The following is a 13,385-nucleotide window of genomic DNA, read 5'->3' on the forward strand; positions in this document are numbered from 1 at the left end:
CATAATTCCAGACAAAATTTACTTCGGATGCTAACTGATTTAGCACCTTGCAATGTTTGTCTTTTATGCGTAATTTGAGTGTCTTCATCCAATTATTTTAACAGTATTTTTCTTAATAGTGACTATATTACAAGTATTTAAAACGACATTTCGTGTCGTTCATATGGTTTACTCCAGTCGCTTATATCCTCGTGCTGAACCACGAGGTTTTACGCTCCAGTGGATAAAAAAAAGCTCAACCATATAGGGATGGTTGAGCATAAAAAGGATGTGTATAAAAGCACATCCAGAGGGTTTGAAAATCTTGCTGCAAATGATATTTCACTGATTATTGAATACAGTGGATCATTTTCAGTACGTGAATTATGGAGTAATTTAGTCGACTATACAAATAGATTTTTCCTATTAATCCAAGACAAATATTCAATGAAAGATTCATCTTTTTTTCTTAACAATTTAAATTATCTTACTATTTTTACAATTATTTTAGAAAAATTAAAAAAACTGTCATAATTCATAACACTCAATACTGTATAAATTTTGAATAAAAGGCATTTTAAATACACCTTTATGTGATCAAAAAAAACACCAATTAAACTCAACTTTTTGCTTGAATGTGTACGCGTGCTTTCATTTGTGCCAACACAATACCCGTTAAAATAATCAATCCACCGATACTGTGATAACTCCCCCACACTTCTGCCAACCAAAAATATGCAATGATAGCCGTGAAAACAGGCATCAAATTCATAAAAATACTGGTGCGATTTGGCCCTAAATATTGAACGGCCAACATCCATACCAAAGGTGCAATAATTGAAGGAAATATACCTGCATACAGCACACTTAAACCATTTTGGCTATTTAAATGATCCAAGCCGAACCACAAAATAAATGGCAGATGGTAAAGTAAGGCGAATATAATTTGCACATAAAGACTCAGCATGAGCGGCAATTTTAAATTCCATTTCTTTAAAAACACCCCATAAAAGGCGTAAAAAAATACCGCCAAAACCATGAGCATATCGCCCGCATGTCCTGTCAGCTGACTGAGTTGACGCAAATCTCCTTGTGCAATCACATACAACAAACCCGAAAATGAAATAATGCAGCCCAAAACCGCAAATCGTGTCGGAATGTCTTTTAAGATCAGCAATGAAACCAAAACCGTAAACATGGGAATAAACGCATTAATAATGCCCATATTGGTTGCAGTGGTGTAATTGGCTGCGGTATAGCTTAGACCTTGATACAGCACCAAACCAAAAGCACTAAGCACTGCCAACTGTTTCAAATGTGGACGAATCAACTCACGCTGCTGCCAAACTTTGGGCAATATCCACGGGGTTAAAATCAGAAAAGCAATCAACCAGCGATAAAAACTGATACTGACGGGTGAAATATACTCCGCCACATACCTCGTTACTGCAATATTTAAAGACCAAATCAATACCGCAATCAATGGCAATAAAATTGCCCAAAATACGCCTTTATCTGACCGTATCATGTATTCATCATCCTTGTTGTACCAAACAGCATACCTGCTGTGAAACCCTTTTCTATAACTGACTTGTGATGCAAAGTGCTAAAAACCCAGTGTCTATTTATGGCACTTTTCGCTCGATTTATCCATCAATAAAATAAAATGCAGATACGAATTACATTTTTCTGCGCAATATCACGGCTATGCAGGATTCCATCAGTGTCGTAAATTTCTTTGCTATAAAACTTGCTGTACCCAAAAATTACAGTTACAACAGTAGCGGTAAAATACAGATTCTAGGAAGCAACTATGCGCACTTCAGTTTATGACATTGCAGTAAAAACCAATCAGGGTACGGAAACCACATTAAATCAATATGCAGGAAAAGTGTTGTTGATCGTGAACGTGGCATCAAAATGTGGCTTAACCCCGCAATACGAAGGCTTACAGCAACTCTACGCAGCAAAACAGGCACAAGGCTTAGAAATTTTAGCCTTTCCATCGAATGATTTCTTGGCACAAGAACCGGGCAGCGATACAGAAATTCAGGAATTTTGCTCACTGAATTATCAGGTGAGTTTTCCATTGTTTGCTAAAATTCCAGTCGTGGGTGCAGAAAAACATCCTCTCTACACGGCTTTAACGCAAGCAATTCCTGAACGTATTGGTGAAGGCCCATGGTGGAAAGATTTGGTCGATTATGGCTTAACCCCAAATAATCCGCCTGAAGTTTTATGGAACTTTGAAAAATTCCTAGTTAACAAGCAAGGTGAAGTCGTAGCACGTTTTGCGCCTGATCTAACTGCAGACGACCCACGAATTTTGGATGCGATTGCAGCAGAACTCGCCAAATAATGATTAGCAATAAATGCTTTAAACAGGGATTTGCTTCGGCAACTCCCTGTTTTTCGTTTCAACAACACTTCTAATATTTGTTATTGCTTTGCAATAATCTGTTTTTTATTCATATTTTCGTTTTATATTAGTTTTAATGCCTGATAAATGATTAGATCAAGATGAATACAGCATTTTCTAAATATGCAATACTGCTTCCCCTGCTCAGCGCAGGTTTACTACTCAGTGCTTGTGAGCAAGCATCTAGCCCTCAAAGCAGCTCAGTCGAAGAACAAGGGACTGTAACTTCTAGCAATAGCAATCCTGATGCAACACAAGCACCCCTAAGCAGCGGCAATATGTTTTACATTGTGCGCGATGTAGCTGATCTACAACTTAAAGCTGGACAATATGTTGAACAGCTCAATCAGTCCAAATCAGAATTGCAAACAGCAATCAACGCACAAGACCCACAACAACTCCAGCTTGCTGCAACTCAATTACAACATCAACTACATGGTTTTAATCAGACCCTCAGCAGCTTAGATTTAAAAACACAAGAAATTGATACGATTCGTCAAAACCTGTTAGCAGCTAATCAACAAGTTTTAAACTCCCCGTTTTTAAACGGACAAATTAACCTTAGTCAGGTCGATTTTAAAAAGCTAGAACAGCAAATGGGCAATATTCAATCTGAAATGGTGAAGTTGGCGGGTATGATTTTGCAGGGTGAATCGAATTATAAAAGTGAACACAATCAGCAGAATAATGAAAATACCACGACTTAGAAATTGTAAACAATTACAAAGCACGAAGTTTGTATCTCTAAAACAATAAGTCGTACAAACTTCGTGAAAAAATCAAAGTGAAAAATTAAGACTTTGGTAACAAAATCGTAGGTTTACTACACTTGCCTGCAACAGCTAGACTATATTTCTCCACTGCTGTTTTCCCTTCCATTTCATCAACTAGTTTTAAATTTGCACCACCAACAAAAACACCTGGCTTGATATATTGCTGAATATAGTAATTTTTTCCAGTTTCAGTATTCACTTTTAAATGATTTGGTGAAAATTCAGATTCTGTAGAAATAGTATGCTGTTTTCCGCCCTCTACTTCTTTATAAAAATAAACACCACGTGCTGTTTCCCCTAAACACTCCCCATCAATCCAAATATCTTTTTTTAAAGCACTACCAATAACATTGTTAGATCGATAAACAAAAAGTCCAGCATTACCGACCTGTGGAGTTTGTATTGCTTTTTGCTGTTGAGTTGTCGTCAAATCCGCCTTTGGAACTGATGCACAACCAACAAATCCCAATGCTAGCAATAACGGAAGTAAAATTTTATTAGACATTTAATACACCCTATTTTTTATATTTACATAAGAATACAAAATATAACAAATATTTCTTAAATATTCTTAACTTAAAATAAAAAAAGCCACTCTTTCGAGTGGCTTTTCAATCTTAAACCAGCAATTAAAGTGCGCGGTTTTTGATTTTGCGGATGGTTTCCAACTGTGCAGCAGTTTCTGCCAAAGCAGCCAAAGCAGCAGCAGAGTCCAAATCGCTTTTTTGATTCGCCAACAATTGTTCAGCGTGTTTACGCGCTTCAAGAATTGCGGCTTCATCTAAGTTTTCTGCACGAACTGCAGTATCTGCAAGAATCGTAACAACATGCGGTTGAACTTCTAGAACACCACCAGATACATAGATTAATTCTTCTGTACCATTTTCCAGCAGAACGCGGATTGCACCCGGCTGAAGCAAAGTTACTAGTGGTGCGTGACCCGGCATAATACCGAGTTCACCGCCAGCACCTTTTGCAATTAGCATAGTCACAGTGCCAGAGTACAAAGACTCTTTTACACTTACAACGTCACATTGCATAGTCGCCATGAGAATCTCCTAAATTAGAGCTGCTAATTAAAGTTTCTCGGCTTTAGCAATCACTTCGTCAATACCACCAACCATATAGAACGCTTGTTCAGGGATATGATCGTATTCACCAGCTAGAAGACCTTTAAAGCCACGAATTGTATCTTTAAGCGGTACAAGTTTACCAGGCGCACCAGTAAATACTTCTGCTACGTGGAACGGTTGAGAGAAGAAACGTTGGATCTTACGTGCACGGTATACAGTAAGTTTGTCTTCTTCTGACAATTCGTCCATACCAAGAATTGCGATAATGTCTTTCAATTCTTTATAACGTTGAAGAACGTTTTGAACTGAACGAGCAATTTCGTAATGCTCAGTACCAACAACTAATGGATCTAACTGACGTGAAGTTGAGTCTAGTGGATCGATCGCAGGGTAAATACCTTGAGATGCAATATCACGGCTCAATACTACAGTTGCGTCTAAGTGCGCGAACGTTGTAGCAGGTGATGGGTCAGTCAAGTCATCGGCAGGTACGTATACAGCTTGAATAGATGTAATCGAACCAGACTTAGTTGAAGTAATACGTTCTTGAAGAACACCCATCTCTTCTGCAAGTGTAGGCTGATAACCTACTGCAGATGGCATACGACCTAGAAGTGCTGATACTTCAGTACCTGCTAGTGTATAACGGTAGATGTTGTCTACGAACAATAATACGTCACGACCTTTACCGTTCTCATCTTTTTGATCACGGAAGTACTCAGCCATAGTCAAACCAGTTAACGCTACGCGTAAACGGTTACCAGGCGGCTCGTTCATCTGACCGTAGACCATTGCTACTTTGTCAAGAACGTTAGAGTCTTTCATTTCGTGATAGAAGTCGTTACCTTCACGAGTACGCTCACCAACACCAGCGAATACAGATAAACCTGAGTGCGCTTTAGCGATGTTGTTGATCAACTCCATCATATTTACGGTTTTACCAACACCCGCACCACCGAACAGACCAACTTTACCACCTTTCGCGAACGGGCAAAGTAAGTCAATGACTTTAATACCAGTTTCTAAAAGGTCAGTAGAAGCCGCTTGTTCTGCATAAGAAGGCGCTTGACGGTGAATTGGTAAACGCTCTTCAGTTGCAACTGGACCAGCTTCGTCGATAGGGCGACCAAGAACGTCCATGATACGACCAAGTGTCGCTGTACCTACTGGTACAGAGATTGGCGCGTTAGTGTTAGTTACGTTCAAACCACGCTTAAGGCCTTCAGTAGAACCCATTGCAATAGTACGAACTACGCCATCACCAAGTTGTTGCTGAACTTCTAATGTAGTTTCAGTACCGTCAACTTGGAGAGCGTCATAGATCTTAGGAACGCTGTTGCGTTCAAACTCGACGTCGATAACCGCGCCGATGATCTGAATGATACGACCGCCACTCATTGCTGTCTCCTCAATTCAAACTAATAATGTTAAACGGCAGCGGCACCACCAACGATTTCAGAAATTTCCTGAGTAATCGCGGCTTGACGCAGCTTGTTATAAATAAGTTGTAGGCTCTTGATCAGTTCACCTGCGTTATCTGTTGCAGCTTTCATTGCAACCATACGCGCAGACTGTTCACATGCGATGTTTTCAATCACACCTTGATAAACCATAGACTCGATGTAACGAACCAATAAACCATTTAACAGCTCTTCAGCTTCTGGTTCATAGATATAATCCCAACCGTATTGACGGTTAAGAGTCTTGTTTTCTTCAGCAGATGCTAAAGGAACAAGTTGTTCGATTTTCTGATCTTGAGTCATGGCATTGACAAAGCCGTTTGACACGAGGTAAATGCGATCTAACTCGCCTTTATCGTACGCATCTAACATCACTTGCACAGAGCCAGATAACTGTTCAAGACTTGGCGCGTCACCTACGTTTGTAGTTGCACCAAGCACTTTACCGCCGTAGTTTTTAAAAAACGAAACCGCTTTTTGACCAATTAAAGCAAACTGAACTTCAATTGACTGCTCTTGTTGTTGCTGTACATGCTTTACAACTTTCTTGAACAAGTTAATGTTCAAGCCACCTGCCAAACCACGATCTGAAGACACGATGATATAACCAACGCGTTTTACAGGGCGTTCAATCATATAACGGTGTTTGTATTCAGGGTTCGCCTGTACCAAATGAGCAATTACACGGTGCATATTTTCGGCATACGGACGGCCTTGAGCCATGCGCTCTTGCGCACGACGCATCTTAGAAGCAGCAACCATTTGCATCGCGCGAGTAATCTTTTGCGTGCTCTTGATACTAGCAACTTTGGCGCGAATTTCTTTTAAATTTGCCATACGCTTAACCTAGTATTCGAAAGCCCTTTCAGGCTTCCGAAGGTTGATTCCGTGAACCAAACCCCTAACTAGCCAATGCTAAATTAGTAAGTTTGAGTCGCTTTAAAGCTTTCAATACCTGCTTTGATTGCAGCTTCGATGTCTTTGTTGAAATCACCAGTTTCATCGATTTGTTGCATTAACGCAGCATGTTCTGAACGGAAGTAAGAAATTAACGCAGCATCAAAGTCTACGATTTTCTTCACTTCTACGTCAGCCATGTAGCCTTCGTTAGATGCATAAACTGAAACAGCTTGGTCAGCAATTGAGTATGGGGCATATTGTTTCTGCTTCATTAACTCAGTTACACGTTGACCATGTTCAAGTTGCTTACGAGTTGCTTCGTCAAGGTCAGAAGCGAACTGAGCAAACGCTGCCAATTCACGGTATTGCGCCAAAGCGGTACGGATACCACCAGACAATTTTTTGATGATCTTAGTTTGAGCAGAACCACCAACACGCGATACAGAAATACCCGCGTTCACAGCAGGACGAATACCCGCGTTGAATAATGATGTTTCTAAGAAGATCTGACCATCTGTAATCGAAATTACGTTGGTTGGTACGAATGCAGATACGTCACCTGCTTGAGTTTCAATAATCGGCAATGCAGTTAAAGAACCAGTTTGACCTTTAACTTCACCGTTAGTGAATTTCTCAACGTAGTCAGCAGATACACGAGAAGCACGCTCAAGTAGACGCGAGTGTAGATAGAACACGTCACCTGGATATGCTTCACGACCTGGTGGACGACGTAAAAGCAATGAAATTTGACGATACGCAACAGCTTGCTTAGACAAGTCATCATAAATGATTAACGCGTCTTCACCACGGTCACGGTAGTATTCACCCATTGTACAACCAGAGTACGGAGCTAAATACAGCATTGCTGCTGGATCAGATGCACCTGCTGCGACAACAGTGGTATACGCCATAGCGCCAGTTTCTTCTAGCTTACGTACTACGTTTGCGATAGTCGATTGTTTTTGACCAATTGCTACGTATACACACTTAATGCCAGAGTTTTTCTGAGCGATGATCGCATCGATCGCCATTGCTGTTTTACCAGTTTGACGGTCACCAATGATCAACTCACGTTGACCACGGCCTACAGGGATCATGGTATCAACTGATTTATAACCAGTTTGAACAGGTTGATCCACTGATTGACGCCAAATTACGCCTGGTGCTACTTTTTCTACAGCATCAGTTAATTTTGCATCAATAGGGCCTTTACCATCAATTGGGTTACCCAAAGCATCTACCACACGGCCTAAAAGTTCTGGACCAACCGGAACTTCTAATACACGACCTGTGCAACGTGCTTTTTGACCTTCTTGAAGGCTTAAGTAGTTACCTAAAACAACGACGCCCACTGAATCCTGTTCTAGGTTCAGTGCCATACCAAATAAGCCGCCGTCGAATTCGATCATTTCACCGTACATTGCATCAGCAAGGCCGTGAATGCGCACAATACCGTCGGATACCATAACAATGGTACCTTCGTTTTTAGCGGTCGCGCTGGTGTCCAGATCGCCGATACGCTGTTTAATGAGCGCACTGATCTCGGATGGATTCAGTTGTTGCATTGCGCTATACCTCAATCTTTTATTAGTTCAGTCTTCGCAATTAAGCTAAAAGACGTGTCCGCATTTTTTCAAGCTTGTTAAGCGCAGAATCATCTATCACTTGGTCGCCTGCACGAATAACCACACCCGCAATTAACGCTGGGTTCACTTCTACAGAAACATTTACTGCCGCAGCGAAACGTTTTTCTAACGCTTGAGCAAGAATTTGTTCTTGTACAGAAGTCAATGGGAATGCTGATTCAATCACAACATCCACAGTATTGTTATTCTGTGATTTGAGCTGTTCGTATTCTGCTTGAATTTCAGGAAGCAAAGCCAAACGGTTGTTTTCAGCAAGCAATGTCAAAAAGTTTGACACTGCTGCAGTTTGGTCTTCACCTAAAACTTTGGCAAAAATACTCACCTGCTCAGCAGGCGTAAGCTCAGGGCGATTTAAGTAAGCTGAAAATGCTTCGTCTTGCACCGCAGCACTGAGCAAGTTAAGTGCTGTTGACCAATTGTCAGTTGCACCTTGCTCAGAAGCGTAAGCAAATGCTGCTTTAGCGTATGGGCGTGCCAACGTCAAGAGTTCAGCCATAATCTGCCTCTCTCTTAAAGTTTAGCAGCCAGCTGAGTCAGCATGGCATTGTGAGCTTCTGCGTCAACTTGCTGGCTAAGAATTTTCTCTGCACCAGTTACTGCAAGCGCAGCTACTTGTTGACGTAATTCTTCGCGAGCAGAATTGATTTCTGTATCAACAGCTTCTTTCGCTTGTTGACGAATACGCTCACCTTCAGCAGATGCTTGGGTACGCGCTTCTTCTACCAATTGTGCTGCACGACGATTCGCTTGTTCGATCAATTGAGCCGCTTGTGCTTTAGCTGCATCTAATTCAGCTTTCACTTGAGCTTGCGCATCGGCAAGATCAGCTTTGGCTTTCTCAGCTGCATTTAAGCCGTCAGCAATACGACGCTGACGCTCACTAATCGCATTGATTAGTGGTGGCCATACAAACTTCATGCAGAATGCGACGAAAATCGCAAATGCAATCGCTTGGCCAAACAATGTGAGGTTGATATTCATTGCAAATTCCTCAAATAGTGAATTTCGGAATTAAGCTGATTAACCTACAAATGGATTAGCGAAGATGAAGAACAAGCCAATACCAACACCGATCATAGGCACAGCATCAAGAAGACCTGCGATTAAGAACATACGAGTTTGAAGTTGTGGAGCCAATTCTGGTTGACGAGCAACAGCTTCAAGGAAGCGACCGCCTAAAAGACCAAAACCAATCGCAGTACCTAAAGCACCGAAAGCGATCAAGATAGCAGATGCAATTGCAACTAGACCTAAAGTGAGTTCCATGATAATTCCTCAGAGGTTAGGTTTTATACCAAATTAAGTTAAAAAATTGTGTGCCCAACCGCCCGATGACAGTTAGGCCATACCATTAATGCTTTTCGCTTGCCATGCTCATGTACACGATAGTCAACATCATGAAAATGAATGCTTGTAGCGTAATAATCAAAATGTGGAAAATCGCCCAAGGCACAGACAATGCCCACTGGATCCAGAACGGTAATAACGCGATAAGAATGAAGATTAACTCACCCGCATACATGTTACCGAACAGTCGTAGAGCCAATGAAACTGGTCGCGCCAAGAAAGTAGTCAATTCCAACAATAAGTTGAATGGAATTAAAAGCACTTTAGCAACTGGATTACTTGGGTTGAATGGGTTAAGTGCCAACTCACCAACGAAGCCGCCAACACCTTTCTCACGAATACTATAGAAAATAATTAAGAAGAATACAGAAATAGACATACCTAAGGTAATGTTTGGATCTGTAGTCGGAACAATTTTAAAGTAAACCTGATGAGGGTCCACACCCAGCATAGATGCAATCGCCTGTTGAGCTACATAAGGAATAAAGTCAACAGGGATTAAATCCATCAAGTTCATGAGGAAAATCCACACGAAAATGGTTAATGCTAAGGGTGCAATTAATCGAGACTTCCCATGGAAGGTATCACGTACACTTGAATCCACAAACTCGATAATCACTTCAATTACTGACTGGAATTTACCAGGCACACCTGAATTTGCAGCTTTCGCAACAATCCAGAACAATAAACAGAAGATCAGACCAAGTCCGATAGACCAACCCATTGAATCCAAGTGAATAGCAGTGAACCCCATCTGTTGAGCTTCTTCAGCAGACTCAGCCAACTTCCATGAACCGTCTGGCATTTTGCCATAGGTCATATTGGTCAAGTGATGCTTGATATACTCGGTCGAAGTAAGGGCATGTTCTTCAGCAGCCATAAATCACACCTGGTCAATGTAAAAAAACTAATAGAACAAACGAACATCGCGTGCTGCTTGATATCTCGCCTATTCCTGAAAAACTTTTCAATTTTTGCTGCGTTTAGACTCGTTTTTGTAATCGTGACACCCAAAATGGCGCAACCCACGACATGCTTTGAACGAGCATAAAACCACAAAACAATGCCACCGGGGATAACGGCTGTACATTGCTTAAAATTAAAATGAATCCTACGATCACGATTGCAAACTTACCGAGCATTCCTCTATACATGTTCGAAAGAACCTGTCTGGACGCTCGTGCACCTGCTGCTCGAAACGACTGCCATGAAAAATAACAACTTGCCAACCAACAAACACTAGCACCAAGTGCAGCGCTTAAGGCAGCCGTTGAGTCTTTCAAGACCCACGCTATCAGGGCTGAAACTGGAATCATGAATGCTTGTAAGAAGACCAAAGCTTTAGCTAATCGTCGGTCAATCAAGCGACTAGTTCGGCTCATTTTTTTATCCACTCACAGCATTAATGCTTGACAAGTTCAACTGATGATCGTTTTTTATCGCAGGCATTATAGAGTTAGCCCCCTGAACATGCAATCGTTTCCCGACCTTAGTCGTGTTTTTTTGCATGTTTGTCTCGGAATTGTCATATTTCAATTTTGCTTAAAAAACGCATCATTTTCGTGCATTTAATACACAAGCCTTGGTTTGCTTGGCTAATTGCTGCCACGCTTGCACAAAATCATCTGCACCGCGCATGCTTTCATCGACCTTTTGAAACACAATTGGATTCAATTTCATATACTGATTTTTACTGGCATGTCCTTCTGCAAGTAGGCACATTTTTGGATTTGGTCGGTGATCGTTCAAATATTTAATTTGTGCGACTGTTGGCGCAATATGCGGATCATTGGTCATCGACCCAGAAAATTCTAAATTTAAGGCACGTTCTAAATATTGATAGGCATCGTGATAAGCCCAATATGGCTGTACTGCTGTTTGAGTCTGAAACTGACTTGCACTTTTGAATAAACTCTGTGCGAAGGCACGTGCGTTGTTCCAATAAGCCTCGCGATGTTCAGGCATTTGCTGAGAACGTAACGCGGCAATAAAGAAGCCGATACGCACCGCATTGTTTGGGTCTAGCCAGACATGGCTGTCTACTGTATTTTTTAATGCTGCACCACGTTCTGAACGCTGCGGCAAAGTTTTCATAATGCCCGTATCTAATAAAGCAATCGCTTTAGGATTTTGATGTAATACACGTTCTAGCGGTGCTTCATGCGCCTTACCTAGCCAAATAATTAAATCCGCATCTTGGATGATTTTTCGATGTGCAGGCGTGAGCGATACATCATGCCCTGTTTGATCTGCCAGTAATAACGTGGGTGTTTCGATATTTTGCGTGACTTTTTGGGCAATCAAATAGATAGGATGGGTAGACACCACCAAAGCCTGCGCCATGCTGACAGTACTGCATAACGCTAAAAGACAGAAACTAAATAAACGAAACATTGCGGCATATCACGAAAAATCGACAAATGTTATAATATAACAAATTTATAAAAATACCTACGTATAATCGAAACTAATAACGCTTCATGCTAAGATTTACTGTCGTTTTTCTTTTAAAGTTCAACTGGGGTGGCTATGAGCTTATGTTCGCACGAGCATCACAATGCATTACATGGCGTTCACGACCATCACAATGTCGATCAACGTCTTGCCGAAGCTGAAAGTTTATGTGCGGCAACAGGTGCTCGTTTAACACCGCTACGTAAAGAAGTGTTGGAACTCATTCTCAAGGCATCTGCACCAATGGGTGCTTATGATTTATTGGCGAAAATTAAAAGTGAGTCTGATCGTCCTGCAGCACCGCCAACGGTGTACCGTACTTTGGATTTTTTACTGGAAAAAGGACTAATTCACCGTTTGACTTCAATCAATGCCTATATTCCTTGCTGTCATCCACGTGAAGGACACCAAGCGGCTTTTTTGATCTGTACTGAATGTAAAGTCGTTAAAGAAGCTTCAGCGCAAGGTTTATTAGAGCAATTAGATCAGTTGGCAGCCTCTGACCGCTTTAGCCCGCATCACAGCATTATTGAGATTTCTGGAAAATGTCAGCAGTGCAACAGCAAATAACCACTGCACCGCTCATCGCCTTGCACAATATTCAGGTGCGAATAGATGAGCGCGATATTTTAAAAAATGTCGATTTTGAATTACATGCACGTGAAATTGTCACGCTAATTGGCCCCAATGGCGCAGGAAAATCGACTCTAATTAAAGTCTTGCTTGGCATTGTCAAACCAAATGCAGGCAAGCTCGTAAATGCTCGCAAATTGACCTTTTCTTATGTGCCGCAAAAGTTTAATCCTTCACACAGCTTGCCTTTAAGAGTGAAAGATTTACTGGCTTTAGAAAAATGCCCAGACGCAATTAAAGCAGAAATTATCCGCGATACTGGCATTGCCAAACTGCAAGATTCAAAAGTACAACAACTGTCTGGTGGTGAGCGGCAACGGGTGCTATTGGCACGCGCCTTATTACGTCAACCTGATGTTTTGGTACTGGATGAGCCGATGCAAGGACTAGATATTCAGTCCGAAGCTGAACTGTATGACTATGTGCGCAACTTACCGAGCAAATATGGCTGTGCGGTGTTGATGGTGTCGCATGATTTGCAATGGGTCATGCAAGGCACGCATCGTGTGGTATGTTTAAATAAACACATTTGCTGTAGCGGTTTGCCCGAAAATGTACAGCAACATCCTGAATACCAAGCTATTTTTGGAACCAATCGGGTGTTTTATCAACATCACCATGAACACTGCGCCCATGGCGATCATGCCGAGCCTTGTCAGCATGATTCACGTCCTCATATTCACCCTGAACCGGAAGCTTAA

The 13,385-nt window shown here is 41.5% G+C and carries 17 protein-coding genes; 5 read left to right on the forward strand and 12 right to left on the reverse strand.

Features of this window, described 5'->3' with window-relative positions:
- The first annotated feature begins 219 nt into the window (after positions 1-219).
- The gene (locus tag FTU71_RS09285) at positions 220-513 is read left to right on the forward strand and encodes a hypothetical protein (RefSeq protein WP_004970123.1); all 294 of its coding nucleotides are present in this window, start codon (positions 220-222) and stop codon (positions 511-513) included.
- An 85-nt stretch (positions 514-598) separates the two neighbouring features.
- Here the strand turns inward: FTU71_RS09285 and FTU71_RS09290 are convergent, their stop codons facing one another.
- A complete protein-coding gene (locus tag FTU71_RS09290) occupies positions 599-1,507 on the reverse strand; it encodes a DMT family transporter (RefSeq protein WP_096902732.1) in 909 nt (302 codons plus the stop codon).
- Between the two features lie 285 nt (positions 1,508-1,792).
- Here FTU71_RS09290 and FTU71_RS09295 point away from each other — a divergent pair, with 285 nt between their 5' ends.
- Positions 1,793-2,338, forward strand: a complete 546-nt coding sequence (locus tag FTU71_RS09295; protein WP_179994487.1) for a glutathione peroxidase — start codon at positions 1,793-1,795, stop codon at positions 2,336-2,338.
- A 161-nt stretch (positions 2,339-2,499) separates the two neighbouring features.
- Entirely contained in the window at positions 2,500-3,105 is a 606-nt protein-coding gene (locus tag FTU71_RS09300) for a hypothetical protein (protein WP_179994488.1), read from the forward strand.
- Positions 3,106-3,190: 85 nt separating this feature from the next.
- Here FTU71_RS09300 and FTU71_RS09305 read toward each other — a convergent pair whose 3' ends face one another.
- The 11 genes from FTU71_RS09305 to FTU71_RS09355 all read right to left on the reverse strand — a co-directional run bounded on the left by FTU71_RS09305 (position 3,191) and on the right by FTU71_RS09355 (position 11,991).
- Positions 3,191-3,676: a DUF2846 domain-containing protein gene (locus FTU71_RS09305; RefSeq protein ID WP_179994473.1), complete on the reverse strand. Its 486-nt coding sequence runs from the start codon at positions 3,674-3,676 to the stop codon at positions 3,191-3,193.
- 124 nt (positions 3,677-3,800) lie between these two features.
- Positions 3,801-4,220 (reverse strand): F0F1 ATP synthase subunit epsilon, encoded by a 420-nt coding sequence (locus tag FTU71_RS09310; protein WP_168419253.1) that lies wholly within the window; start codon positions 4,218-4,220, stop codon positions 3,801-3,803.
- Between the two features lie 27 nt (positions 4,221-4,247).
- Positions 4,248-5,642: a F0F1 ATP synthase subunit beta gene (gene atpD, locus FTU71_RS09315; RefSeq protein WP_004970134.1), complete on the reverse strand. Its 1,395-nt coding sequence runs from the start codon at positions 5,640-5,642 to the stop codon at positions 4,248-4,250.
- A gap of 29 nt (positions 5,643-5,671) precedes the next feature.
- Complete coding sequence (atpG, locus tag FTU71_RS09320; protein WP_004970136.1) at positions 5,672-6,541, reverse strand: F0F1 ATP synthase subunit gamma; 870 nt, start codon at positions 6,539-6,541, stop codon at positions 5,672-5,674.
- 83 nt (positions 6,542-6,624) lie between these two features.
- On the reverse strand, positions 6,625-8,169 hold the full coding sequence (gene atpA, locus FTU71_RS09325) for a F0F1 ATP synthase subunit alpha (RefSeq protein ID WP_004970138.1): 1,545 nt from the start codon (positions 8,167-8,169) through the stop codon (positions 6,625-6,627).
- Positions 8,170-8,209: 40 nt separating this feature from the next.
- Positions 8,210-8,746: a F0F1 ATP synthase subunit delta gene (locus tag FTU71_RS09330; RefSeq protein WP_004970141.1), complete on the reverse strand. Its 537-nt coding sequence runs from the start codon at positions 8,744-8,746 to the stop codon at positions 8,210-8,212.
- A 14-nt stretch (positions 8,747-8,760) separates the two neighbouring features.
- Entirely contained in the window at positions 8,761-9,231 is a 471-nt protein-coding gene (locus tag FTU71_RS09335) for a F0F1 ATP synthase subunit B (protein WP_004970142.1), read from the reverse strand.
- A gap of 39 nt (positions 9,232-9,270) precedes the next feature.
- The gene (atpE, locus tag FTU71_RS09340) at positions 9,271-9,516 is read right to left on the reverse strand and encodes a F0F1 ATP synthase subunit C (RefSeq protein WP_000424060.1); all 246 of its coding nucleotides are present in this window, start codon (positions 9,514-9,516) and stop codon (positions 9,271-9,273) included.
- 85 nt (positions 9,517-9,601) lie between these two features.
- Positions 9,602-10,477 carry a F0F1 ATP synthase subunit A gene (atpB, locus tag FTU71_RS09345; RefSeq protein ID WP_004970145.1) on the reverse strand — a complete coding sequence of 292 codons (876 nt, stop codon included), beginning with the start codon at positions 10,475-10,477 and terminating at the stop codon, positions 9,602-9,604.
- A 103-nt stretch (positions 10,478-10,580) separates the two neighbouring features.
- Positions 10,581-10,979: an ATP synthase subunit I gene (locus FTU71_RS09350; RefSeq protein ID WP_004970147.1), complete on the reverse strand. Its 399-nt coding sequence runs from the start codon at positions 10,977-10,979 to the stop codon at positions 10,581-10,583.
- 172 nt (positions 10,980-11,151) lie between these two features.
- The gene (locus FTU71_RS09355) at positions 11,152-11,991 is read right to left on the reverse strand and encodes a metal ABC transporter solute-binding protein, Zn/Mn family (protein WP_179994474.1); all 840 of its coding nucleotides are present in this window, start codon (positions 11,989-11,991) and stop codon (positions 11,152-11,154) included.
- 135 nt (positions 11,992-12,126) lie between these two features.
- On the opposite strand from FTU71_RS09355, the gene FTU71_RS09360 reads away from it, so the two are divergent.
- Both FTU71_RS09360 and znuC read left to right on the forward strand, forming a co-directional pair.
- A complete protein-coding gene (locus FTU71_RS09360) occupies positions 12,127-12,621 on the forward strand; it encodes a transcriptional repressor (protein WP_004970151.1) in 495 nt (164 codons plus the stop codon).
- Entirely contained in the window at positions 12,597-13,385 is a 789-nt protein-coding gene (gene znuC / locus FTU71_RS09365; protein ID WP_131261255.1) for a zinc ABC transporter ATP-binding protein ZnuC, read from the forward strand. Before FTU71_RS09360 ends, znuC begins: the two co-directional genes overlap by 25 nt.

This window comes from Acinetobacter sp. YH12136, assembly GCF_013418545.1.
Taxonomy (GTDB): domain Bacteria; phylum Pseudomonadota; class Gammaproteobacteria; order Pseudomonadales; family Moraxellaceae; genus Acinetobacter; species Acinetobacter towneri.

What these genes read in the sequence shown, in the direction of transcription:
- FTU71_RS09355 (WP_179994474.1), bottom strand. Translation starts at nt 11,991, where the DNA reads ATGTTTCGTTTATTTAGTTTCTGTCTTTTAGCGTTATGCAGTACTGTC.
- atpD (WP_004970134.1), bottom strand. Translation starts at nt 5,642, where the DNA reads ATGAGTGGCGGTCGTATCATTCAGATCATCGGCGCGGTTATCGACGTC.
- FTU71_RS09300 (WP_179994488.1), top strand. Translation starts at nt 2,500, where the DNA reads ATGAATACAGCATTTTCTAAATATGCAATACTGCTTCCCCTGCTCAGC.
- FTU71_RS09305 (WP_179994473.1), bottom strand. Translation starts at nt 3,676, where the DNA reads ATGTCTAATAAAATTTTACTTCCGTTATTGCTAGCATTGGGATTTGTT.
- FTU71_RS09295 (WP_179994487.1), top strand. Translation starts at nt 1,793, where the DNA reads ATGCGCACTTCAGTTTATGACATTGCAGTAAAAACCAATCAGGGTACG.
- FTU71_RS09350 (WP_004970147.1), bottom strand. Translation starts at nt 10,979, where the DNA reads ATGAGCCGAACTAGTCGCTTGATTGACCGACGATTAGCTAAAGCTTTG.
- atpG (WP_004970136.1), bottom strand. Translation starts at nt 6,541, where the DNA reads ATGGCAAATTTAAAAGAAATTCGCGCCAAAGTTGCTAGTATCAAGAGC.
- atpE (WP_000424060.1), bottom strand. Translation starts at nt 9,516, where the DNA reads ATGGAACTCACTTTAGGTCTAGTTGCAATTGCATCTGCTATCTTGATC.
- FTU71_RS09290 (WP_096902732.1), bottom strand. Translation starts at nt 1,507, where the DNA reads ATGATACGGTCAGATAAAGGCGTATTTTGGGCAATTTTATTGCCATTG.
- atpB (WP_004970145.1), bottom strand. Translation starts at nt 10,477, where the DNA reads ATGGCTGCTGAAGAACATGCCCTTACTTCGACCGAGTATATCAAGCAT.
- FTU71_RS09330 (WP_004970141.1), bottom strand. Translation starts at nt 8,746, where the DNA reads ATGGCTGAACTCTTGACGTTGGCACGCCCATACGCTAAAGCAGCATTT.
- atpA (WP_004970138.1), bottom strand. Translation starts at nt 8,169, where the DNA reads ATGCAACAACTGAATCCATCCGAGATCAGTGCGCTCATTAAACAGCGT.
- znuC (WP_131261255.1), top strand. Translation starts at nt 12,597, where the DNA reads ATGTCAGCAGTGCAACAGCAAATAACCACTGCACCGCTCATCGCCTTG.
- FTU71_RS09310 (WP_168419253.1), bottom strand. Translation starts at nt 4,220, where the DNA reads ATGGCGACTATGCAATGTGACGTTGTAAGTGTAAAAGAGTCTTTGTAC.
- FTU71_RS09360 (WP_004970151.1), top strand. Translation starts at nt 12,127, where the DNA reads ATGAGCTTATGTTCGCACGAGCATCACAATGCATTACATGGCGTTCAC.
- FTU71_RS09335 (WP_004970142.1), bottom strand. Translation starts at nt 9,231, where the DNA reads ATGAATATCAACCTCACATTGTTTGGCCAAGCGATTGCATTTGCGATT.